The sequence below is a fragment of the Candidatus Binataceae bacterium genome, assembly GCA_035308025.1.
In the GTDB taxonomy this organism is placed as follows: Bacteria; Desulfobacterota; Binatia; order Binatales; family Binataceae; genus JAJPHI01.
In genome coordinates this window covers 100420-119474 of the sequence record DATGHL010000052.1, presented here as the reverse complement: position 1 = coordinate 119474, position 19055 = coordinate 100420, and the positions used below count along the sequence as shown (strand labels likewise).

Below are 19055 nucleotides of genomic sequence, written 5' to 3'. Positions count from 1 at the left end.
AGTGTCCTGAGTCTAAAGAACGTTTACAAAATCGAGCGACGGAGTCGAGGATTTGGTCGGCGGTTTTGGTCCAGATGAAGGGTTTGGGATGCCGGTTGTTGATTTCGAGATAACGGCGGATGGCGTCCTCGAGTTCACGGGTGCTGCGGTGCGCGCCGCGGCGCAGTTGCTTTTCGGTCAGCGCCGCGAACCAGCGCTCGACCAGGTTGAGCCAGGAAGCGCCGGTCGGCGTGAAGTGCAGGTGGAAGCGAGGATGCTGCACCAGCCAGCGCCGGATCGCCGGGGTCTTGTGCGTGGCGTAGTTATCGATGATCAGATGGAGGTCGAGGGCGCGCGGCACGGTGTCGTCGATGGTCTGGAGAAACTGGCGAAACTCGATGGCCCGATGCCGCTGATGCAACGCCCCGATCACGGTACCGGCTTTGAAGTCGAGCGCGGCGAACAGATTGGTCGTGCCGTAGCGCAGATAATCCGGCGTGCGCCGCTCGGCTTGGCCGGGGCGCATGGGCAGCACCGGTTGACTGCGGTCGAGCGCCTGAATCTGCGCCTTTTCATCCACGCACAAGACCAGCGCGCGCTCCGGCGGGTTGAGGTAAAGCCCTACGACATCGCGCACCTTCTCGATAAACAACGGGTCTTTGGAAAGCTTGAACCCCTCAACACGATGCGGCTGCAGCGCGAAGGCCCGCCAGATGCGGCTCACCATGCTCTGACTCAAGCCGCAACGCTTGGCCATCGCGCGCGTGCTCCAGTGCGTGGCGTCGGCGGGCAGACTCTCCAAGGTCAGCCGCACCACTCGCTCGATCTGCGTATCGTCCACCTGGCGGGGGGCTCCCGGCCGCGGCTCGTCGAGCAAGCCGTCCAGCCGCCGCGCCAGGAAGCGCTGGCGCCATTTGCCGACGGTCTGGTGGGTCAACCCCAGCCGCTGGGCGACCGTGGTGTTGGGCTTGCCGCTCGCGCACTCCAGCACCATGCGCGCGCGTTGAGCCAAGGCTTGCGCGCTCTTCGGGCGGCGTGCCCAGCGCTCCAGCGCTTCCCGCTCCGCCACCGTCAAGCTCACAGGTGCTATCGGTCGCCCCGTCCGCATCGCCGTCCTTCCTCCTATATGAAAGACGCGTGCGGACTATAATTTATTCAACGTTCTTATGACTCAGGACACTAGTAACTTGAGCTGGTTGTCGCTCAGCGTTGAGACATTGGCTATTCGCGGCCGGAGCACCCGCAAAAGCGGCAAGGCGCCGCAGATGACGCCGTCCGGTGGGCACACCTCGCCGATCTGCTCGGTCAAGCCGTCCAGCAGAAAGGTTATCTGCTCCACGATCGCAATCGCGTCAGGCATAACTACTGCGAGTGCGTATAGACCTTGCTCAGTCCGTTGCCGCCTGCGCCGCCCGCCGTCGAAGTGCCGGTGCCGATTACTCCGGCCGCGCCGCCCGCCAGAATGATAGTCCCTTGAATTGGTCACGGTCGGACCGGCTAAAATGACCATGCCGCCGCCGCCACCGCCGCCTCCACCAGTGTTGGCTCCGCCTGCACCACCCGCGCCGCCGGTCACGTTGATCGTGCCGGTGAAGGTAATGCCGCCGAGACACGCGGCGATAAAGGCCGCGCCGCCCGCGCCACCGGAGCCGCCACTGCTACCGCCTGCCCCTCCTGCTGCGCCGCCAAGTGCGGGAAAGCCAATCGGATTGTTGTTCAAAAGGGCACGCAGGCTGTTCGCTGCCGGGGTCGCTCCAGCAGCGCCAGCTATGCCGCTGGTGCCTCCCGCGCCCGCCGCCGCCATCTGCTGTTGACCTGCCGGTCCAGTGCCACCAGGAAGAACCCCGTTGCTGCCGTTACTGCCATTGGCTGCACCAAAACCGCCGCCCGCGCCGGAGCCTCCGCCCGAAGCCGTTCCCAGGTTGCCAGTCGTCGCACTCGTCACGCTGTTGCTGTTTATAGTTCCGGCGAAAGTGCATGAACCCCACGCCAGAATTATCCACGAACCAGCAGGCTTGTTGCCGGTGTTGACTGAGGTAATCGTAACAACCGACGACGACTGCAAATTGACTGAGACGCCCGGGGTAGTGCCAGATGCTCCGGTCGATGTGTACTCGTTTTCTCCCTGCTCATTCATAGTCGTGTTCGAGACTAACGTGCCGTCGCCGCCGTTGCCGAAGAACCGCAGCCACATCGGACAGTCGGTAAAGCGCACTTGCGCTGAGGCCAGCCCTAGTCCGAGCATCAAAAGAGTGATAGCGATTATTGGCTTTTTCACTGGCCCACCCCGCCCATTAACGGCATCTCCATCACATACGATTGCGTACCATCGTCGGCTAATCCCAGCACCCCAGTCTGGGCGGTAAGAACCGTGATATTATTGCCCGCGGAGACACACTTCAGACTCGTGGTACTGCCGCAAGAAAGTGGATTATCAGAGGTTGTCGATCCTTGCCAATTCGCAATAGCCAAATTAAACGGGATATGCTGGTACGACGTATTCGGCGCTAACGTCGCCAGGTACGCGGCTCCAAGGCAGTGAGAATCGATCTGGGTTTGAGCCCCAGATGCGCACAGTGAAGCAACACTCAGTTCGCAGCATAGGTCGGTTGGCACAGCGTCCAGCGTAAAGACACCAAGGCTGCCAGGAATCAGGCGTGATTCCATATTGCCAATTCCGGGGCTACCACCGGGCATTGCTGGAATGGTCGCCGAAGCGATTGTCGTCCAGAGATTCTGCGCGGGCGGCGTGCCGGTCTGCGCAGTCACAGTAGTGTTGCCCCCCGTGATCAGCTTGGCCGCCAGCGAACTCGGCACCGGGGCGTTCATCGTCAGGTTGACGTTGGAGTTGGTCCCCGCGCCCGAGTTGGCAGTCAGGATTACGCCCAGCGCCGCCGTGGTGCATTTACTACTCTGCGTGACTCCGCAGTCGTGCATGGTGTGGGTTGCGCTGCTGGTCGAATAAGTCGCAATATCAGCCGCCGTGGTCTGGCCGTCGAAATCGACCGCAACCAGGCCGTTATGCACAATCGTCGGCGTACCCGAAGTGCCAGCGCCCGCCGTGACCACCCCGATCGGCGCGGTATGGCCCGTCGCAGTGCCGTTGAACTCCTGCACCAGCGCCGGCGCCGCGACATTCGTGTACGTGAATTCCGCCAGCTCGTTCAGCGTCGTTCCGTTCGGGCCGTTGGTGTACGTCCCATTCGTCTTGGTGACGCGCCCCACGCTGTCGCCAGTGCCGCCATTCGCGGCCGTGACCGGTAACGCCATCGTCGCGCCCGCGGGCGGGGCGAGGTCATAAAAGCTCGCGCCATCGTAGCGGAAACGTTCATTCAGGCAGGCGCCGGCCGCGCTCGGCATCGTCGGCGCGACGCCCGAACTCCAGACCAGGTTGCTGTTGTTCCAGGTCAAGGTCCGGCCGCCGATCGCGTCCTGACACACCCGCAGCTCGAAGTCGATCTGCCCGGTTGGACTCGCGGCTAATGAGCAGGCCAGTGTCAAGGTTTCGCTCGCGAGTAGAGTGGCCGCCTGCCGCGAGCCGCGCACGCAATCGATAGTGTCGGCGCCGTGCAGCGACAAATTTGGCGGCACGGCCACCGGCTGCGGCTGATCGGCAAACGCGCCCGCCGCCGCCACCATGAGCAGCGCCGCCAGCGCGCTGAGTCTATCGACTATCCGCCTCATCCCGCCGCACCTCCCCTAAAAAAGCCAAAAGCCCCAGCGCCCGCGCGATTTCACGCGAACGGCTGGGGCTCGATTCCGCTCGATACCCGAACTATCTAGTCGGTGTCAGCGATTATCACCCTTGACGAAGCGCGCGCTCAAGGCCGGCGTATCGACCGCGATCGTCTCGACTCGCACAACCTGACCGTGCTCGAAATGAAACGTCACCTTGCCGAAGAATCCCGCGCCGACGCCGCGCGCGCGCAACTTATCCGCCAGCGCCGACGGCAACACGAAGGGCAACCCGTGCGGCGTCAGTTCGCTCAATGTGCGGCTCCATTGAGGGCCGACGGCACAACCTCCCACCGGCCGAGGTTATTCACAATCCGCCCCTTGAGCCGCAGTTTCGGGAGCAGCCTGTTACGCAGATAAGCCGGGCTCATGGCAAGTGCGGCGACTATCTGATCGAGTTCGACCCTTGGATGCGCCGCAAGGTATTCGATTACCCGACGCTCGCCGTCGTGTGGCCGTCCGCGATGATTTTGCTTGGGCGCTGATCCTCCTGCGGGTGTGGCCGGGGTGTCCGGGGCTTCGAGCCCTTGCACCAATTGCGACACCGCTTCGCGCTGCTCCAGAAACGCCGCGCGCGTCGCAACGAACGTGGTATGCGCGTCCATCATCGCATTGCGGCATTGCTCAAGCCGATCAACCGCATTCGCCAGACGCAGCCCGGTGATTGATTCGCTCATTTCGCCGCCTTGAGCGCCTTGAGCTCTTTGCGAATTTCGCTCTCGAGGCTGTTCGGATGAGTACTGAGATGGGGCATATCGAGCCGCAGATGCTTCAACACGATCAGCTTTTTCAGCCGCGGCGCTTCGAGCAGGTTGCCGTTGTACCAGTCGCCGATCTCCTTTTCGAGTGTCAGTGCCGGATCCGGCGCGCTCACACTACTACTCATTGCTCATCCCCCTCCTGACTGACTACGGCTTCGAGCGCGCAGATACAGTTCGGATGCGCCGGCGGCGCTTCATCGCCCGACGGAAAAGCCTCGCCAATCGCGATCGCGCCCGCCTCGGCATTGTCGTCGCACTCATCGCCGCCCGGCACGTCATCGTCGTGCTCCGAGCCGAGCACCCAGCGCACCGCATCGACCACGCCGCTGTTGCGCCAGCCGCTGAGCGTCCCTTGCTCCGAGGCGCGCGCAATCTCCGTGCGCCCGATCATCGCCGCGCGCGTTGCGCTGAAGGCGTAGCTCGATTCGACCGCGGCGCCGAGCTGCTGCGCGCTCCAGCCTTCCTCGATCGCCTGGCGCACGGTCCCGCGCAACAGTTCGCGCGTGCTGTCGGTGATTGCCCAGCTGGCGTCGGGATTGGCGACCAGCGCGCCGGCCTCGTCGTAGCGCATCCCGACCAGCTCGGCGCCGCGCGCCGCGGCGAAGGCCGCGGCGTCTGCGTTGACGACGTTGGTCAAATCGAGCTCGTCAGCTGCCGGTATCTTGAGTGTGGCGAGCGCCGCGCTACCGCCGGCGCGCATTACCTCACCGAGCAGCGGCGTGACGCCGTTGACCAGCACCGCCCAGCCGCTCAAATCGAGCTGTTCGAGAATCGCACTCACGCGCGCCTCATCTTCCGGCGTGATCGCCATGTGAGCCCCGATCGTTTCGCTCGATGAACATCCCTAGCGCGTTACGCGGATGCACTCCGGCGCTTGGATACTCCCCATTCGCTTGCGTCTCTCGCTGTATCTGAAAATCGATTGGCAGATTGCACCGCTTACCGATCCATTCCGAGATAGACGCGCAGATCAGCGACCAGCGCGCGTCCAGCCAGTGTGCCCCGGAAATACCAGGAAACATCAAGTCGAACTCTTCGTCAGGTAAAATCAGCCGCAAGTCGACATCGCGATAATCCCGCCTGGTCATCGACGACCCTACGAGATATAGATTCCAGCCGAATGCCTCGGTGATCATCCGGCACACGTTATTCAGATTGTAGAACTCGGGCGCTCCGATATAGTTTGCGCGGATCATGTCTTAAAGCCTCTCATAGGCTGCGACCAGTGCGGCCGCGACCCGGTGCCTTTCCTCGCTGAAAAACCCGCTCATAAGATGTTCGAGCTCGCGGGCCGCCCGCGCGGCGACGGGCGTTCGGGCCAGCGCATTGGCGCGAGGCTTTTTTTTCCGCCGAGGCCGCTTTGGCCGTCGCTGGATTGCCGGCATCATTGCCAGCGTTTCCATTTGCATCCGCGGGCTTGACGCGAGGCGCGGCGGCTTCATTGCCGCCCGCTTGCGCCCCGGCCACGACCGGCGCCGGCGCGACCGCCTTTTGCGAGGCCGTCTCGATATCCTCGAGCAGCACGGTCATATTGCCGGCCACGATAAACGGCTTGTCGCCGACGCCCGCCGGATAGGGATCGTCGCCGTTCGCCATGCGGATTTCGTTGACCGTCTTGGTCCCGCCGCGCACCTGGATATCGGCCGCCTTGGCGCGCTCCTGCGGATCGGTCTGGTCGTCTTCCTTGTATGCGAACTTGAGGTCGAGCCGCCCGAAATAATGGTGGATGACCAGATTCATCAGCGACTTCCACCACTGCTTGTCAGGCTCCTCGGCCTCCGCAATCTGCATCACCTGCGCGGTCTGCGCGGTCGCGCGATTCTGCTGCTCGATATACGGCTGATTCGAGACATGGAAACTGGCGCAGACCACGCGCGCGATCCACTGGAACATCGGCAGATCGAATTTGTAGTCCTTGAGCATCACGTCCTTGACCCCGCCGGGGACAAAGACCGCGCCGCCCGAACGCCGCGACAGATTCCCGCGCAGCATATCGTCGAACCACGCCTGAAAGCGCGCGATCTGCTTGCCGGTCCAGTTCGGCGGCACGCTGATCATCGAGTCCGGGATCGTGCCCTCGGTGAACCAGTAGTACTGCCGCAGCTCGGCCTTGATTCCGATCGCGATCGTCAGCACCACCTGCTCGACCTGGCTGTAGCCGTACATCGGCATATAGGGCCGCGTGTTGCGCGGAAAATAGATCAGCTCCTGCGACGTCAGCGCAATCGTTGTGGTATCGCTGACCACGCCGGTTGCCATCCCGGCGCCTTCGAGGTTGCGATAGGGCAGGCCCTTGATCACCTGCTGAAAGGCCGGCTCGGGCGGCTCGGGGCGCCGCCCGCTTTCGTCGATCAGCGGCACGATGATCGCCCCATCGATCACTTCGAGCCGGTAGAGCTCGCCGCTGGCCTTGGGCCACGGATAGATCGCGGCCGCATCGATTACGAACATGTCCTCGAGCAGCATCCGCTGCCAGGTCTGAAACGGATGCTGCGGGTTGCCGTCGGGGTAGCGTAGAAATTCGATGATCGCCTGCGCGCCGTCGTCGTCGTCGATATTGTCGCCGTCGCGGCTGACGACATCCCAATCGAGCGAGGTGATTTCATCCTTGCGCCGCTCGATCACCTCACGCAGCAGATCGAAGTTGTCCGCGACCCAGCGCAGTTGGCCGAACGAGTAGGGCGCATACTTGCGCGGCTGAAAACTGACGTTGTAGCCGGTCGGATAATCCCACGTGCGGATCTCCGCGGCGTCAGCCGGCGCCTGCGGCGGCGTCGGCTGCTGCGGCCCCAGCCAATCCGAGGTGCGCAGCGTCGAAATCGTGTCGCGCACGCCCTGCTGGTAGCTGTTGGCGATTTCGCGGCGCGCCTGCGCGAGCAGCTTCGCCGGATCGAGCGGCTTGACCGCGACGCCGTCGCGGCGCGCGACTTCAGCGCCGGATTTGGCGAGCTGCTTCTTTGCGCGCGACTTACCGCGAGTAGCCACGCTTTATTCTTGAGGCCGGCGCACGCGAGTTGCTAGCCGCCGCGTTTTACTTGTCGCGCTGCGCGTCGAGCTTAATATCTCAATTTGCGTTGACAACTATCGCGTCTTGAGATAGAGTACCGCCCATGCACGTGATCTCGTTGAAGGCGCTGCGCGAATTCTGGCAACGCCGTGCCGATGCCGAATTGTCGTTGCGCGCGTGGTACAAGATCGTCAGGCAGGGCCGCTTCAGCAATCTTGCTGAGCTGAAGCAGACCTTCAACACGGTCGATTACGTGCCGGTCAATCTGTATGTGTTCAGCCTCGGCGGCAACAAGTATCGGCTGATCGCCGCGATTCATTTCAACGCCCAGCGAGTATACATCCGCCACGTGCTGACCCATCAGGAATACGACCGTGGAGATTGGAAACCATGAAGACGCGAACCATCGTGCGCAGCCTTAAGCACCCCGAACATTATCTGCCGCTGCTGGCGATCCGCAGCGAACGCGAATATGACGCCGCCGTCGCGCAACTCGATCAGCTGGTCGACGAAGTGGGCGACCGCCCACAAGAGCCGCGCTACCGCTTTATCGACACCCTGAGCCTGCTGATCGAGGCCTACGACCACGCGCATCATGCAGTCCCCGACCTCGCCGGCGTCGAGCTGCTCAAGTTCCTGATGGCGCAGCATGGCCTGACCCAGAGCCAGTTGCCGGAAGTCGGCAGCCAGGGCGTCGTCTCGGAGCTTCTGCGCGGCAAGCGCACCCTCAACCTGCATCAAATCACCGCGCTGGCCGCGCGCTTCAAGCTGCCGCCCGGCGCGTTTTTGCCGGCTTAAAGCCCGCTCAGCTCCGCCGCTCGCGCAGCTTCTTGAGCTCCTGCTCGGAGACGTCGATCAGATCGTCGGCGTCCGATTCCATGGTCGCCTCGAGCCCCGGCACTAGCGGATTACCGACCGGCGTCTCGGGCTCCGGCGGGCGCTTATCCGGGTTGTAGAAGTCCATGATTCCCGGCGTCCGCTCAGCAAACGCCAGCATCAGCGCCTCGGCGCGGTCCGGCGACTTCACCCCGCGCTTGGCCGCCTCGTCCTTCGATTCGATCATCACCTGCCCGCGCGGATTATGCCTGTAGCGAATCGACGCCAGTTGCGAGATCGTCGTGTCGTCGAGCGCACCGGCGATATCCCCGGCCTCGAAGCGCAGCCGCAACCCCCAGGTAAAGCTGCGCCTTTAGATTGACGAAGTGCTCGGTGTCGACGTTCGCCGCCACGACCTCGCCGACGTTGACGAAATTCACCTCATAGCCGAGGTCGTCGAAATGCTGCGCGAAGTAATGGCCGATTCCCGCCGAGTCGATATTGAGCTCTTCGATACGCGGCTTGTACGGCGCCAAAAAGGCCGCGACCGCGCCGCGCGGATCCTGCTCCGGCCACGCCTGTTGCGCGATCAGCGACCGTCCGCAGCGCACCATCACGACGGTCTCGTCCTCGCCCGGGCCCGCGACATCGATTCCGACCGCGAGCTTGACTGCCGGGTTATCCACCGCCTCGCGCGCGCGCCGCTTCGAGCCACGCCAGCGACAGCAGCGAGTCCTCGGCCTGCTCGGGAAATTGCCCGCGCACCCGCGCCGCCCACATCGGCGAGCGCTCGCCCCATTCGACCAGCCGCCGCCGCGCCCATAGTGGCGTCGCCAGATACGGCCGCTCGGCAAACGCGATCGCCGGATGCTCTTCCGGATAATCGCGCAGCAGCGCCAACATCGTATCTTTGTTGCCGCCGGCGGCTTCGCGCAGCGGCTTGAAGTTCGGCGTGTCGAAGGCATCGATCGTAAAGGTCTGCCAGTTTGCGCGCCCGAGCGTGAACGCGTCGTAGAAGCTGCCGCTCGGAATCGTCGGATTCCCCAGCATCAGCACGCGCACGTCGCCGCCCGCCGCGGCGCCTTCGATCGCGTCAAGAATCTCCGGCGGGATCCCCGGCGCCTCGTCCAGCACGAACAGCAGATGCGGTGCGTGGTAGCCCTGGAACTTCACCGCCTGCTCGCCTTTGTTGGTGGTAAACCCGGTCGCGTAATTCGGCGTCCCGTCCGTGCCCATATCCAGATGGGTCAGGTTGCCCTTGGTATAGGGGGCGCGGCTGCGCGAGCGCGCCTTGTGGATTTCCCCCCACATGACATCCTCGGCCTGCCGCGCGGTCGGCGCCGTGGTCACCGCGATCGCGTCCGCATAGCGCGTGATGAACCACAGCACGAACTCGGCCGCCAGATGAGTCTTCGACGAGGCGTGGCAGCCCTTGACCGCCACCCGCGCCTGCGGTCGCTCGAGCGCCCGCGTGATTGCGACCTGTGTCTCCCACGGATCGTCCTGCAGGATATGGCGCGCGAACTCGACCGGATCGAGCAGCCGCTGCACCGCCCGCGCCGCCTTATCGAGCTTGGCCGCGCCCGCCTGGTCCGACGTATCCGCGATCACGAACCGCCACATCCCGGGCGCAAAGTTGACGCCCGCCGCAATCAGCTCAAGCCTGACCGTCTGATTGCCCCATATCGGCGCCACGTCCTGCTCGATCTGGGCCTCGACCGCCGCCAGGATAGGCAGGACCGCCGCCTCGGTCATCACCGTTGAAATGTTATGCACCTGAATCGTTATCGCCACCTCAGCACCTCCATTGTTTTGTTTCCCCCCGAGTCGTCGAATGACCCGCTAAAAGCCGCCTCAGCAGAATCCACAGATTCATAGCCATTCCTTCTTTTGATGCTGCACGATATGCCGCTCCATCCCCGCCGGCCCGAACATCCGCGGATGAGCGGCGAAAGTTATTACGGTCCTGAGGCAGAGCGTCAGCAAGCAAGCGCGGCGGCGAGCCGCGGCTTAGAAAAAGCTGGCTTCTATATGGAGGCGATCACGCACCCCCGCTGCCCACCGCCTGATTCTTCAACGCCGCTACCTTCTCCGCTTCGAGCGCCGTGCGCAGCGCCTCACGCTGCTCGAGCCGCGCCAGCCGCCGGCTATGCGTGGCGATTTCCCACACGACGACCACGGCGACGACCACCGCCCAGCCCCAGCCCAGTATCGCCAGCATCGGCCTATTTCTTTTCCTCCGCCTCACCATCGCCCATCAGGCGGAAAATCTCCTCGCGCAGCGCCGTGATCGGAATCGGCCCGCCGCCCGGCCCCGAATGCTCCACGCGATCCTTGAGTATCCCGAGATGCTTCGCTAACGCATCGAGCGCCCCCTGCTTGGTCGCAAAGCGCACCTTGCGCAGCGTCGCGACCTGAGTCTTTGAGCCGCGCTCGAAGTCATACACTTCCTCGACCTCGATTCCGCTGAGTGCGCGCCGCGCATCCGCCGGCATCTCCTTGATCGGCAACAGATTGCCCACGGCGTCGTAAAGCTGCGCCGGGTCGAGAAACGCGATCCGCATGTACTCACGCAGCACCCGCTCGACCGACAGATTGAGCGCGCCATCGAGCCGGTCGCGCTCGGTCCGAATCCTCTCCAAAACCTTAGGATTTCTTAGTAGGTGATGGGCCTGCACCTCCGCCCCTTTGTCCGCGTACCCGGCGCGAATTGCGGCTTGCGTCCCGTTGCCGTCCTTGACGTATTCGAGACAGAACCGCTGCTGACGGAGATTGAGCTGGTGCGCTTTTTCGCCCCTCATTTGCGGCCGCAAAACCGGCACTCCCGCGTTCCCCGATCGTCCGAGCCAAGCCGCCGGATTCTTCTTGCGCAACTCGACTTGCGTCGCGATTCGCGCCTCGGCCTCCGCCCCTTCGACGGCCGCTCTGAACGCCGGGATGTTCTCCATCCAATGCCAGAAGACGGCCGACGAGACCGAACAGCCGGCCGCTGCAGCCGCTGGACGAGCACCCGCCTTGATGAACTGACAGATCTTCGTCTGCAGCTCCGGAGTCGGCGGCGCAATCCGCAATTTAGGCTTTGGCTTTGCCACGGCTCCGCTTCTTTTTCGGTGTCGCTTCGCTGACCAACTCGGGCTTGAGCCCCAGCGCGCCAACCGCCTCGCTTTCCGTCGTCACCGACTTGAGCAGCTCCTCGACCGCCGCCGCATCCTTCTCGGCCATCGACGCCAGCGGATCGAGCGTCAGCAACAGCTTGTCGGCCTCGGCTTCGTTCACGTCCAGGACCAGAACCGGCACTTCGTTCGCGGGCGTCGTCTCGGCCCGCAGATGGCCATCGATCAGCATCAGCTTGCCGCCGGGCAATTCGCGCGCGAGCAGCGCGTCGGCGAACCCGACTTCCGCGAGCAGCCCGCGCAGCGCCTCCGCCTGCGCCTGCGGATGGACCCGCCAGTTCTTCGGATTCGGGATCAATTCCGAGGCCTTGACGCGGCGCAATTCCTTGATGCGGTCGCGAATTTTCACCATCTTACCTGCGAGAATTATTCCACGAACTCAAGTGCTTTTGGCGTTAAATCGGATTCCGCTTGACAAATCCTCCGAAAAGTCGCTTTTGCTTCGATTCGCGCTGCCCTTTGGCCTCCGTCCGCCGGCGCCGCTCTCGCCGATCGCGCGAACGCGGCAGCCTCGGCGAGCAGCGGCGACTTGAATGACTCCGCCGCATCAACTTCCGCCCACGCCCGGCCTCGACCTCGCGCATCCAGCCGCGCACGCGTGGCCGCAGCCACTCGACCTCCCAGCCGAAGGCCTCGCAGATTGCGCCGAAGCTGAACGGGCCGTGCTTCGAGCCCAGCCAGCGCCGCACCTCTTCGCGATGCCGCCACTGATAGAAATCGCGTAGCGCCTGATCGAACACCGCCAGCATCAGCCGATGGAGCCCGCTGCTGCGCCGCACCAGCATCGGATCGCCGAAGAATTGCACCGGCAACAGGATCTCTTCGCCAGCGAGACTGCGCGCCGCGGTCGCAATCCCGCTTTCGTCCGCGCCTTCGCCCCATCCTACGCCCGCCCGCTTATCCGTCCGCGCCGCCGTCTCGAGCATCTGTGCCCCCCTCCGTATCCGCCTCACCGTTGACGCGGCTCGCCGACTCGTTTGCGCGGTTCGGCGTCGCCCCGCCTAATGCCCGCTCCACCGTCCGAAGCAGCCGGCCGTCGCTGACCATCTCGGCCGACCCGCGCAAGAACCGCCATCCTGCGATCGCCGCGGCGTTATACTTTTCGCAATCGTCATCAAAACCTTTGCCCTTTGAATGACGACTCTTGCCGGAGGCCGTGCCGCCCTCGATTTCGACCGCGAGCTTGAGATCCCGCCGGCAGAAGTCGAATTGCCACTTGCGATCGGGATCGAACCGGAACTCGCGCACCCAGCCCGGCAGCTTCAGCGCCTTCAGATGCATCGCGAAGAGCTCCTCGTGCGGACTCTTTTCGCGACCGCGCCGCCGCCGCCGCCCGCCGAGCTGGCGATCTTCTTTCATCAGCCTTTAATCACCGTCCGGCGGGGGGCGGCGCTTCCTGCTTGGCCACCGCCGCAATGATCCACTCGTCGATCTGCGTCCGCGCAAAGCGCCAGTCACTGCCGACCTTGAAGGCCGGCAACGAGCGCTGCTTGAGCAGCCGATAGATCGTGCTCGGATGGACGCGCAGATACTCCGCGACCTCCTCCAGCGTCATCACGTTCAGCCGCTCCGTGCTTGGCTGCTCCATCACTCGCCTCCACCACCGTTGTTCTGTGCTCTGTTTGATTGCCGAGACACGTCCAGCCGACGCGCTGGCACCGTGCGAATAACTCGACATAAGGACCCGCCGCGAGCTTCTCGACTATTTCGCGATAGAAATACTCCGGCTTTTCGGAGTGCTCGCCCGCCCGCGCCTCGAACGTCGACCGGATATTGCGGACGAGAATTTCGGGCCGGCTGCGCTTTGCGACAATGCAGACCTCATGCTCAGCGCGGACGATCCGACCCATCCCGAACCAGCGCTTGCCGCTGGTCGTGCGTTTCAGCCAGACGATCTCGGTCTTCGGGACGAAACCCCAGGCACGCACGACCCGATAGGCTTCTTCGACCTGCGACGCGACGCGCCACAGGAACAGCAGCGCGTCATCCGCAATCGCTGGCAGCGGAAACCGCTCGATGTCCTCGTGCGTGAGCACCGGGTAATTCCTCTCGGCGCCGCGACTTGGACCCGGCAGCCGATCGGTGAACTCGCGCTTGCCCCAGAAGCGATGGGCGTGCGCCTCGGCGTAGCAGTTTCTGCAGCCCGGCGAGACTTTGGAGCATCCGGTAACCGGATTCCAGGTGCGGTCGGTCCATTGGATTTTGGTGTAAGTGCTCATCCGTTCGCGATCTCCAACAGGACATCTGCGTGACATGGAACCGGCTGGCCGGCGTCGTCCACGAGCGGGCACCAACACATCAAATCCTTTCCGCACAGTTCGCGTTTCACGTCTTCGACACTTGTAAACTGCGCGGGGACCTTGCCTCGCGGCCATTTATGCGGTGGGATCGGCGACCACGCCCATTGTTCGGCGAGAAGCTCACGAAACCCGCGGACGGCTATTCCCGGTCCGACAGCTCGGCCATATGGATTGCTGCCGCCGTCGCGCCACGCGACAAACGGATTGCCCCATTTCGACGGTCGGCCCACGTAGACCGCTCCCGCCGGCGCTCTCCAACCCTTGGCTCGTTGCCGCTGGATTCGCTTCGGCATCACGCCACCCTCCAAGTCACCGCCATGCGCTTGCCGAGCTCACAACTCCGCGCGCCGCTTTTCACGACGAGGCCGTCCTTTTCCAGGTCCGGCAGCCGGCGCGCGAACGCGACGCGGTCGAGGCCGCTCATTTCGTAACGCGCGCGATGAGCCAGCTCGCGCGACGTGCTGTCCGGCCAGCGGCGCACGTATTCGAGCACTGCCGCGCTCTGGGCAGCATTCCGCCCCGATGCGACGTGCTCCCGCGCGGCGAGCTTGCTCGTCACCGGAGCCGCCTTAGCGTGAAGCGCCCCCGGCCAGCGTCGCTCGAATAGACCGCCCTGCGTCATTGCCCCGCTCACCCCGGAAACGGCCCACCCACCGTAGCTAATGCAGGCTTCGGCTTTTCGAGAGTCTCAAGGCGATTTTCGTCGAACCACAGTTCGCTAACGAATTTGCCTTCCTTATCGACCGGTGGCTGCACGCAATAGCGATCGCATCCGGTAATATGGATGAGACGACTGATCGCCGTCCCTTCCGCGCCGGTAATCTTGTCCCGGACTTTCGATCCCAATTCGATCATTGCTTCGTCTCCTCCGCGGCGGTTTAGCCGCTACGCCAGCACCGGAACCTCGCCGACCTTCAGCCTCAGCCATTCGGCGATCGCCGCGATTGCATCGATCTGCCAGACGCCGTTATCGCATTCGAACAGCGCCAGCATCGGCATCGCATTCTCGGTCGCTTGGCGCGCCCGCAGGATGAACGGCGAGGCCGGCTGCTGCACCTCGGCAAACGTCCGATGCGGCCGCAGCATGAACGGATTCTCGATCTGTTTTTTCTTGACCAGCGTAACGCCGGCCTTGACCGCGACGGTCTGCGAAATGCCGTCATCGGTCGAAGTCGAGATCTGCTCCGCGCCGACGTTGCCGACCACCGCCAGCAGCCGCGCGCGTTCGTCATCCGCGACGATCAGCGTCTGCGCCGCGATCACGAAATTCTCCGGCGTCAAGAACTCTTTGAAGGGAAAGCCTTGAATCGCATAATTCGCGACTGCGTATTGCTCGCGGTCGCGATGGCCATCGTCAGATAACTGAAATAACGCACGCTCGTAGGCGATTCGACGTGAATCAGGTAATCGTCCGCGATGATCGCTTCTTTCGGCGCGAGCTTGACGTAATCCGCCAGCGCCTGTAGCCGCGAGAATCTCAGCGGCTCGGGTCGCGGCGGCTTAATGACCTTCAGCTCACAATCGCTGTACTCCAGACCCGCGATCGCTTCGCGATACGGTTGACGATTAGCTAATCCGACTAAGTATTCGAGCGCCTCTCGAATCATTTTCACTGTCTCCCATTCAGTGTTTTTCAATCCGTGTTTGTTTAGCCCTTAAAGAGCTCGGGCTGGTGATAGTTCGAGTCCACTGCGAGCGGCTGACCGGTGCGGTCGTGCGCGACAAAAATCACCGATTCCGCCGGCTTGAGCCCGGCCAGCTTGGTCTTGACCTTGACCTGGACCGCCACCGCCTGCCGCGTCTTGTCCGGCTCAAATTCGCATTCGATTGTGATCGTGCGTTTCTGTTTCGCCTCGACATTCAAATCGTCGATGTCGGCCATGACCTTCATCAGGGCATCGGCGAATTGCTCCTCGACCGCACCCTGCGCGAGCGTGGTGATACTCGTCGGGCTGTACTCTTCCTTCCCGTTTTCCTTTTCCGCCATTAGTCATTCCTCCGTTTTGCCGTTAGGCGCAGCGGGCATTGAGCGCCCGGATCGGGTTCGTAAAGGGGGCGAAGATTTTCCGCGCCCGCGCAATTTCTTCGGGCGTGCGCGCCGGCTCCGGCAAGGCCCGCGTCTGCCGCCGCTGCTCCTCGCGGCGATACTGCCGGCGGGCCAACGCCGCCTGATAAACCATCCCCGGCGTCGGCGGCTCCGCCCGGTCGCTCAGAATGAATTCCTGTATCGCCGGTAAGACGTCCATCAGCTCCTGGTTCGCCAGCGTCTCGAACCAGAGCCGGACCGTCGGTTCGTCGATCGGCTGGCGATACCAGGCGGCCTTGAGGCGCGGCAGAATTTCGTTCGCTATCTCGCTCAGCTGCAAGGGCTTTCTCCCCGATTAGTTTCAGCGTCTCCATGCCCGGACTCAGCCGCGGCCGCGCCGGCGGCGGCGTTCCACGCGACGGTTCGATCTCGAGTGCCCGTCGGCACCAGTTGCGCCAGGTCGCGTCCCAATCGGCCTTGACCGCTTCGCGACCGGCCTTGGCTCGCCAGTAATCGACGAAGCGATCGAATTCGGGCATGACGCGTGGCTGCGAGAGGCCGACGTCCAGTGCTGCCAAAGTGCGCTCAGCCGTTAGTTCGAAGCCTTCCGGAATCCGACTCGGCTGATTCCTGATTGGCGCTGTACCCGCGCGCGCGTCCAGATCCTGCTTCTGCTCCTGTTCCTGATCTTGTTCCTGCTCCTGCTCCTGATGTGGCAAAGGTTCAGCCATACGTTTGGCGTAACCTTCCCGAAAGGTTTGATGCTGGCTCGCCGGCAGGTACTTCAGATTGTCGAAAAACGTTGCTACTAAAGGAGTTTCCGGCAAATCGTCGAGGTCGGCGAGGCAACTTTTCAGAACGTTCGGATTCTCCGGTGGGTTGTATTTCCACCAGGTCGGGACGTAGAGCACGCGGGCGGCTTTGTCGAAGGCGAACCGCAGGCTTCGGCAGACCTTCTTGAAACCTTTGGCGAAGGTTTGGAATGCCATGCCCAAGTCCTCGGCCGCGCGGGCGGGCGAGAAATTAAACAGCCCAATCCGGTTCGATTGCGCCGTGATGCAATAGAGCCCGATCAGCTTTTCGCTTTCGTTGAGCGCGCGGACGCGCTCGTCGATCCAATAACGCGGGTCTACTTTGCGATACCGGCTCACGCGGCAGTCCTCTGCGCGTTTTTGCGCGGCCGAATCGAACCGACGCAATTTAGGCGTGGCCTGAGGTAAGTGATGAGGCGCACTTCTCGCATCGCCCAATCACCGAACCTAGTCCCGAAATGGGCCTTGATCAGATGCCTCGGCGACGACTTCACCGCGGCCGCTACGACCTCGAGCAGCGTGAGGTCGAGCAGTCGTGGCCGCTGCATCGCGCGCGGCGCGCGACAGTTGACGCAAAGCAGATGGTCAGCGCGTTGCTTATCGTTTAGCGCATCCGCGATTATCCGCGCCGTATTTCGTGACATCTCGAGTCCCCCCGCAAGACTTCATGCCGATCAGAAAACCTTCGCGCCTCAAACTCAGCCAAAAGGCCGCGACCAGCCAATTCAGATAGAGCAGCCGCATCCGGCAATCCGCGCCCGTCATCATGCCCACCGCCGCCGCTTCGCGCGATCGTGGTTGCACCAGCGCAACCCTTGGGACTGATACCGCTCGGCGCGCAATTACCCCGATCTCGCGGGCGCGCACTGCCCGCCGAATCGCTTCGGCGTCGAAGCGCAGGCCGTCGCTCTCTAACATCTGGCAGCACCACTCAACGCTGAACGGCTGCGTCGCGGCGCTCATCACCCACGCCAGCGTGTCGCGGTAGAGCACCATCCATTTCGAGCGCGTGGCCCGACGATGAACCCGCAGGACCGTCAGCGCATCCGCGAACACTTCCAGCACCAGCCGCCGTTCGCCCTCCATCCCGTGATGGCGCCGCCGATAGAGGTCCGCCCATTGGCTCGATAGAAGCTGGTCCGGCTCCAAGTGGTCATCTACATTAGGCATCACCGCCCCCCGCCCGCCGCTCCGTAGCCCACGATGTCCGGCTTGAACCGCGGATCGATGTCAACGCGAATGACCTTCCAACCACGATCCTTCGCCGGTTGCGACGCGCCGCCGAGTCCCGAGCAGAGGTCCAGCCATGTGAGCTGCGGAGTCGCGTTCATGCCACAACTCCCGCCAAAATTGTCAGATAGGTGTCAGATGGAAGGTTTTTTCGTCCCGAACGGGACAGGAAACAAAGAAAGGAAAATGCAAGATTCTTTAACGCTATCGCGGGGTTAGAAGTTGGTCGGGGTGGCCGGATTTGAACCGGCGACCACACGCACCCCAAGCGTGTGCGCTACCAGGCTGCGCCACACCCCGACCCGCGGACTCGCATCCAACTTTTCCGCTTGAACGTGTCCGCTTCGAGCTTATCCGATCGACGCGGTTTAGCCAGCCGCGCCGCTATCGCCGAGGCGTGGCCTTCGCCGGCCTCAAGCTTTTTTCTTCGCCGCGACGCGCGGACGCCACTGCCAGTAGGAGCGCAGATCGACTGCGAAGGTCCAGGCATTCTTCGGCTGATTGATCACGTGGACGATCTCGCTGCAGATGGCTTCGGTCGAGACGAAGTGGTCGGGGTCTTCCTCCGGCATGCCTGCCGTCACGCGCGGTAGTCCGACCGCGCCATCAACATCGAGGGCCACCGAGTGCACGCCGCGATGCATGAATTCGTAAGCGCAGGCCTCGGCGAGCGCGCGCTGGGCGACCTTGGAGGCGGTGTAGGCCGCATACTGCGCCGGGCCGCCGCGCGTCTCGGAGCCGAGGACGAAAATGATCGTGCCCTGCCCGCGCTCGGCCATGCCGCCGACCACCGCCTGCGCGACGAAGAACGGGCCGTAGCAGTTGACCTTGAGCTGAAAGTCGAAATCCTCTTCGGTGATCTCAACGAAGGGCTTGCGCAGATAGGCGCCGGCGTTGTTGATCAGCACGCTGATCGGCCCGAGCTCACGCTCGACTGCCGCGACCGCCGCGACCACCTGCTCGCGCTTCGAAACGTCGGTGGGCGTGACCAGCGCTTTGCCGCCGGCCTTGCGGATCAGTTCGGCGGTTTCGTCGAGTTGCGATTTGGTCCGTGCGATGAGCCCGCAGGCGTAACCCTCGCGTCCGAGCCGTTGCGCGATATCGCGGCCGATTCCGCGTCCGGCGCCTGTGATCAATGCGACCTTGGTTTCTGACATGGCGTGCAGCTTAGCTGGAAGGGCCGCCGCGGCCAACCTTTGCGCAGAGTCCGGTTGAA

Annotated in this window: 30 protein-coding genes and 1 tRNA gene; 3 read left to right on the top strand and 28 right to left on the bottom strand. The window is 63.3% G+C overall.

Features of this window, described 5'->3' with window-relative positions; all coding sequences use genetic code 11:
• The 9 genes from VKS22_16305 to VKS22_16265 form a co-directional block, all read right to left on the bottom strand.
• A partial coding sequence (locus VKS22_16305; GenBank protein HLW72173.1) for an IS630 family transposase occupies positions 1-1087 on the bottom strand: 1087 nt, incomplete at its 3' end.
• Positions 1088-1150: 63 nt separating this feature from the next.
• Positions 1151-2257 (bottom strand): hypothetical protein, encoded by a 1107-nt coding sequence (locus tag VKS22_16300; GenBank protein ID HLW72172.1) that lies wholly within the window; start codon positions 2255-2257, stop codon positions 1151-1153.
• Positions 2254-3663, bottom strand: a complete 1410-nt coding sequence (locus tag VKS22_16295) for a hypothetical protein (protein HLW72171.1) — start codon at positions 3661-3663, stop codon at positions 2254-2256. Before VKS22_16295 ends, VKS22_16300 begins: the two co-directional genes overlap by 4 nt.
• Positions 3664-3768: 105 nt before the next feature.
• Positions 3769-3969: a hypothetical protein gene (locus tag VKS22_16290; GenBank protein HLW72170.1), complete on the bottom strand. Its 201-nt coding sequence runs from the start codon at positions 3967-3969 to the stop codon at positions 3769-3771.
• On the bottom strand, positions 3966-4391 hold the full coding sequence (locus VKS22_16285) for a hypothetical protein (GenBank protein ID HLW72169.1): 426 nt from the start codon (positions 4389-4391) through the stop codon (positions 3966-3968). Before VKS22_16285 ends, VKS22_16290 begins: the two co-directional genes overlap by 4 nt.
• A complete protein-coding gene (locus VKS22_16280) occupies positions 4388-4600 on the bottom strand; it encodes a hypothetical protein (GenBank protein HLW72168.1) in 213 nt (70 codons plus the stop codon). Before VKS22_16280 ends, VKS22_16285 begins: the two co-directional genes overlap by 4 nt.
• Positions 4597-5286 (bottom strand): hypothetical protein, encoded by a 690-nt coding sequence (locus tag VKS22_16275; GenBank protein HLW72167.1) that lies wholly within the window; start codon positions 5284-5286, stop codon positions 4597-4599. The genes VKS22_16280 and VKS22_16275 overlap by 4 nt, the downstream gene beginning before the upstream one ends.
• Positions 5264-5671: a hypothetical protein gene (locus VKS22_16270; GenBank protein ID HLW72166.1), complete on the bottom strand. Its 408-nt coding sequence runs from the start codon at positions 5669-5671 to the stop codon at positions 5264-5266. Before VKS22_16270 ends, VKS22_16275 begins: the two co-directional genes overlap by 23 nt.
• Before the next feature lie 13 nt (positions 5672-5684).
• Complete coding sequence (locus VKS22_16265) at positions 5685-7460, bottom strand: phage portal protein (protein ID HLW72165.1); 1776 nt, start codon at positions 7458-7460, stop codon at positions 5685-5687.
• A 140-nt stretch (positions 7461-7600) separates the two neighbouring features.
• Here VKS22_16265 and VKS22_16260 point away from each other — a divergent pair, with 140 nt between their 5' ends.
• Positions 7601-7876, top strand: a complete 276-nt coding sequence (locus VKS22_16260; GenBank protein HLW72164.1) for a type II toxin-antitoxin system HigB family toxin — start codon at positions 7601-7603, stop codon at positions 7874-7876.
• Positions 7864-8280 (top strand): hypothetical protein, encoded by a 417-nt coding sequence (locus VKS22_16255; protein HLW72163.1) that lies wholly within the window; start codon positions 7864-7866, stop codon positions 8278-8280. The genes VKS22_16260 and VKS22_16255 overlap by 13 nt, the downstream gene beginning before the upstream one ends.
• Before the next feature lie 7 nt (positions 8281-8287).
• Here the strand turns inward: VKS22_16255 and VKS22_16250 are convergent, their stop codons facing one another.
• The 15 genes from VKS22_16250 to VKS22_16180 all read right to left on the bottom strand — a co-directional run bounded on the left by VKS22_16250 (position 8288) and on the right by VKS22_16180 (position 16137).
• Entirely contained in the window at positions 8288-8545 is a 258-nt protein-coding gene (locus VKS22_16250) for a hypothetical protein (GenBank protein ID HLW72162.1), read from the bottom strand.
• Positions 8546-8561: 16 nt separating this feature from the next.
• Positions 8562-8984, bottom strand: a complete 423-nt coding sequence (locus VKS22_16245; GenBank protein ID HLW72161.1) for a hypothetical protein — start codon at positions 8982-8984, stop codon at positions 8562-8564.
• Positions 8977-10092, bottom strand: a complete 1116-nt coding sequence (locus VKS22_16240; protein ID HLW72160.1) for a hypothetical protein — start codon at positions 10090-10092, stop codon at positions 8977-8979. Before VKS22_16240 ends, VKS22_16245 begins: the two co-directional genes overlap by 8 nt.
• A 247-nt stretch (positions 10093-10339) precedes the next feature.
• Entirely contained in the window at positions 10340-10519 is a 180-nt protein-coding gene (locus VKS22_16235; GenBank protein ID HLW72159.1) for a hypothetical protein, read from the bottom strand.
• A 4-nt stretch (positions 10520-10523) separates the two neighbouring features.
• Positions 10524-11390 carry a terminase small subunit gene (locus tag VKS22_16230; protein ID HLW72158.1) on the bottom strand — a complete coding sequence of 289 codons (867 nt, stop codon included), beginning with the start codon at positions 11388-11390 and terminating at the stop codon, positions 10524-10526.
• The gene (locus VKS22_16225) at positions 11371-11823 is read right to left on the bottom strand and encodes a ParB N-terminal domain-containing protein (protein ID HLW72157.1); all 453 of its coding nucleotides are present in this window, start codon (positions 11821-11823) and stop codon (positions 11371-11373) included. Before VKS22_16225 ends, VKS22_16230 begins: the two co-directional genes overlap by 20 nt.
• A gap of 43 nt (positions 11824-11866) precedes the next feature.
• Positions 11867-12397 (bottom strand): hypothetical protein, encoded by a 531-nt coding sequence (locus VKS22_16220; GenBank protein HLW72156.1) that lies wholly within the window; start codon positions 12395-12397, stop codon positions 11867-11869.
• A complete protein-coding gene (locus VKS22_16215; protein ID HLW72155.1) occupies positions 12369-12830 on the bottom strand; it encodes a hypothetical protein in 462 nt (153 codons plus the stop codon). Before VKS22_16215 ends, VKS22_16220 begins: the two co-directional genes overlap by 29 nt.
• A gap of 95 nt (positions 12831-12925) precedes the next feature.
• Positions 12926-13690 (bottom strand): MT-A70 family methyltransferase, encoded by a 765-nt coding sequence (locus tag VKS22_16210; protein HLW72154.1) that lies wholly within the window; start codon positions 13688-13690, stop codon positions 12926-12928.
• Between the two features lie 373 nt (positions 13691-14063).
• Complete coding sequence (locus VKS22_16205; GenBank protein ID HLW72153.1) at positions 14064-14330, bottom strand: hypothetical protein; 267 nt, start codon at positions 14328-14330, stop codon at positions 14064-14066.
• 71 nt (positions 14331-14401) lie between these two features.
• Positions 14402-14626, bottom strand: a complete 225-nt coding sequence (locus VKS22_16200) for a hypothetical protein (protein ID HLW72152.1) — start codon at positions 14624-14626, stop codon at positions 14402-14404.
• 30 nt (positions 14627-14656) lie between these two features.
• Positions 14657-15034 (bottom strand): hypothetical protein, encoded by a 378-nt coding sequence (locus VKS22_16195; GenBank protein HLW72151.1) that lies wholly within the window; start codon positions 15032-15034, stop codon positions 14657-14659.
• A gap of 14 nt (positions 15035-15048) precedes the next feature.
• On the bottom strand, positions 15049-15378 hold the full coding sequence (locus VKS22_16190; GenBank protein HLW72150.1) for a hypothetical protein: 330 nt from the start codon (positions 15376-15378) through the stop codon (positions 15049-15051).
• A gap of 41 nt (positions 15379-15419) precedes the next feature.
• On the bottom strand, positions 15420-15758 hold the full coding sequence (locus tag VKS22_16185) for a hypothetical protein (GenBank protein ID HLW72149.1): 339 nt from the start codon (positions 15756-15758) through the stop codon (positions 15420-15422).
• A gap of 22 nt (positions 15759-15780) precedes the next feature.
• Entirely contained in the window at positions 15781-16137 is a 357-nt protein-coding gene (locus VKS22_16180; protein ID HLW72148.1) for a hypothetical protein, read from the bottom strand.
• A gap of 930 nt (positions 16138-17067) precedes the next feature.
• On the opposite strand from VKS22_16180, the gene VKS22_16175 reads away from it, so the two are divergent.
• Positions 17068-17217, top strand: coding sequence for a hypothetical protein (locus tag VKS22_16175; protein HLW72147.1), 150 nt, complete (start codon positions 17068-17070; stop codon positions 17215-17217).
• Here the strand turns inward: VKS22_16175 and VKS22_16170 are convergent.
• From VKS22_16170 to VKS22_16155, 4 genes are all read right to left on the bottom strand, one after another.
• Positions 17207-17779, bottom strand: a complete 573-nt coding sequence (locus tag VKS22_16170) for a hypothetical protein (GenBank protein ID HLW72146.1) — start codon at positions 17777-17779, stop codon at positions 17207-17209. The two genes, VKS22_16175 and VKS22_16170, sit on opposite strands and share 11 nt — an antisense overlap.
• Positions 17779-17940, bottom strand: a complete 162-nt coding sequence (locus VKS22_16165; protein HLW72145.1) for a hypothetical protein — start codon at positions 17938-17940, stop codon at positions 17779-17781. Before VKS22_16165 ends, VKS22_16170 begins: the two co-directional genes overlap by 1 nt.
• A 122-nt stretch (positions 17941-18062) precedes the next feature.
• Positions 18063-18139 (bottom strand) — tRNA-Pro (locus VKS22_16160).
• 113 nt (positions 18140-18252) lie between these two features.
• Positions 18253-18996, bottom strand: coding sequence for an SDR family NAD(P)-dependent oxidoreductase (locus tag VKS22_16155; protein ID HLW72144.1), 744 nt, complete (start codon positions 18994-18996; stop codon positions 18253-18255).
• Between the last annotated feature and the right edge of the window lie 59 nt (positions 18997-19055).

What these genes read in the sequence shown, in the direction of transcription:
- VKS22_16220 (HLW72156.1), bottom strand. Translation starts at nt 12,397, where the DNA reads ATGCTCGAGACGGCGGCGCGGACGGATAAGCGGGCGGGCGTAGGATGG.
- VKS22_16215 (HLW72155.1), bottom strand. Translation starts at nt 12,830, where the DNA reads ATGAAAGAAGATCGCCAGCTCGGCGGGCGGCGGCGGCGGCGCGGTCGC.
- VKS22_16155 (HLW72144.1), bottom strand. Translation starts at nt 18,996, where the DNA reads ATGTCAGAAACCAAGGTCGCATTGATCACAGGCGCCGGACGCGGAATC.
- VKS22_16170 (HLW72146.1), bottom strand. Translation starts at nt 17,779, where the DNA reads ATGCCTAATGTAGATGACCACTTGGAGCCGGACCAGCTTCTATCGAGC.
- VKS22_16235 (HLW72159.1), bottom strand. Translation starts at nt 10,519, where the DNA reads ATGCTGGCGATACTGGGCTGGGGCTGGGCGGTGGTCGTCGCCGTGGTC.
- VKS22_16250 (HLW72162.1), bottom strand. Translation starts at nt 8,545, where the DNA reads ATGATCGAATCGAAGGACGAGGCGGCCAAGCGCGGGGTGAAGTCGCCG.
- VKS22_16185 (HLW72149.1), bottom strand. Translation starts at nt 15,758, where the DNA reads ATGGCGGAAAAGGAAAACGGGAAGGAAGAGTACAGCCCGACGAGTATC.
- VKS22_16210 (HLW72154.1), bottom strand. Translation starts at nt 13,690, where the DNA reads ATGAGCACTTACACCAAAATCCAATGGACCGACCGCACCTGGAATCCG.
- VKS22_16165 (HLW72145.1), bottom strand. Translation starts at nt 17,940, where the DNA reads ATGAACGCGACTCCGCAGCTCACATGGCTGGACCTCTGCTCGGGACTC.
- VKS22_16200 (HLW72152.1), bottom strand. Translation starts at nt 14,626, where the DNA reads ATGATCGAATTGGGATCGAAAGTCCGGGACAAGATTACCGGCGCGGAA.
- VKS22_16295 (HLW72171.1), bottom strand. Translation starts at nt 3,663, where the DNA reads ATGAGGCGGATAGTCGATAGACTCAGCGCGCTGGCGGCGCTGCTCATG.
- VKS22_16190 (HLW72150.1), bottom strand. Translation starts at nt 15,378, where the DNA reads ATGATTCGAGAGGCGCTCGAATACTTAGTCGGATTAGCTAATCGTCAA.
- VKS22_16275 (HLW72167.1), bottom strand. Translation starts at nt 5,286, where the DNA reads ATGGCGATCACGCCGGAAGATGAGGCGCGCGTGAGTGCGATTCTCGAA.
- VKS22_16270 (HLW72166.1), bottom strand. Translation starts at nt 5,671, where the DNA reads ATGATCCGCGCAAACTATATCGGAGCGCCCGAGTTCTACAATCTGAAT.
- VKS22_16280 (HLW72168.1), bottom strand. Translation starts at nt 4,600, where the DNA reads ATGAGTAGTAGTGTGAGCGCGCCGGATCCGGCACTGACACTCGAAAAG.
- VKS22_16175 (HLW72147.1), top strand. Translation starts at nt 17,068, where the DNA reads ATGGGCCTTGATCAGATGCCTCGGCGACGACTTCACCGCGGCCGCTAC.
- VKS22_16225 (HLW72157.1), bottom strand. Translation starts at nt 11,823, where the DNA reads ATGGTGAAAATTCGCGACCGCATCAAGGAATTGCGCCGCGTCAAGGCC.
- VKS22_16285 (HLW72169.1), bottom strand. Translation starts at nt 4,391, where the DNA reads ATGAGCGAATCAATCACCGGGCTGCGTCTGGCGAATGCGGTTGATCGG.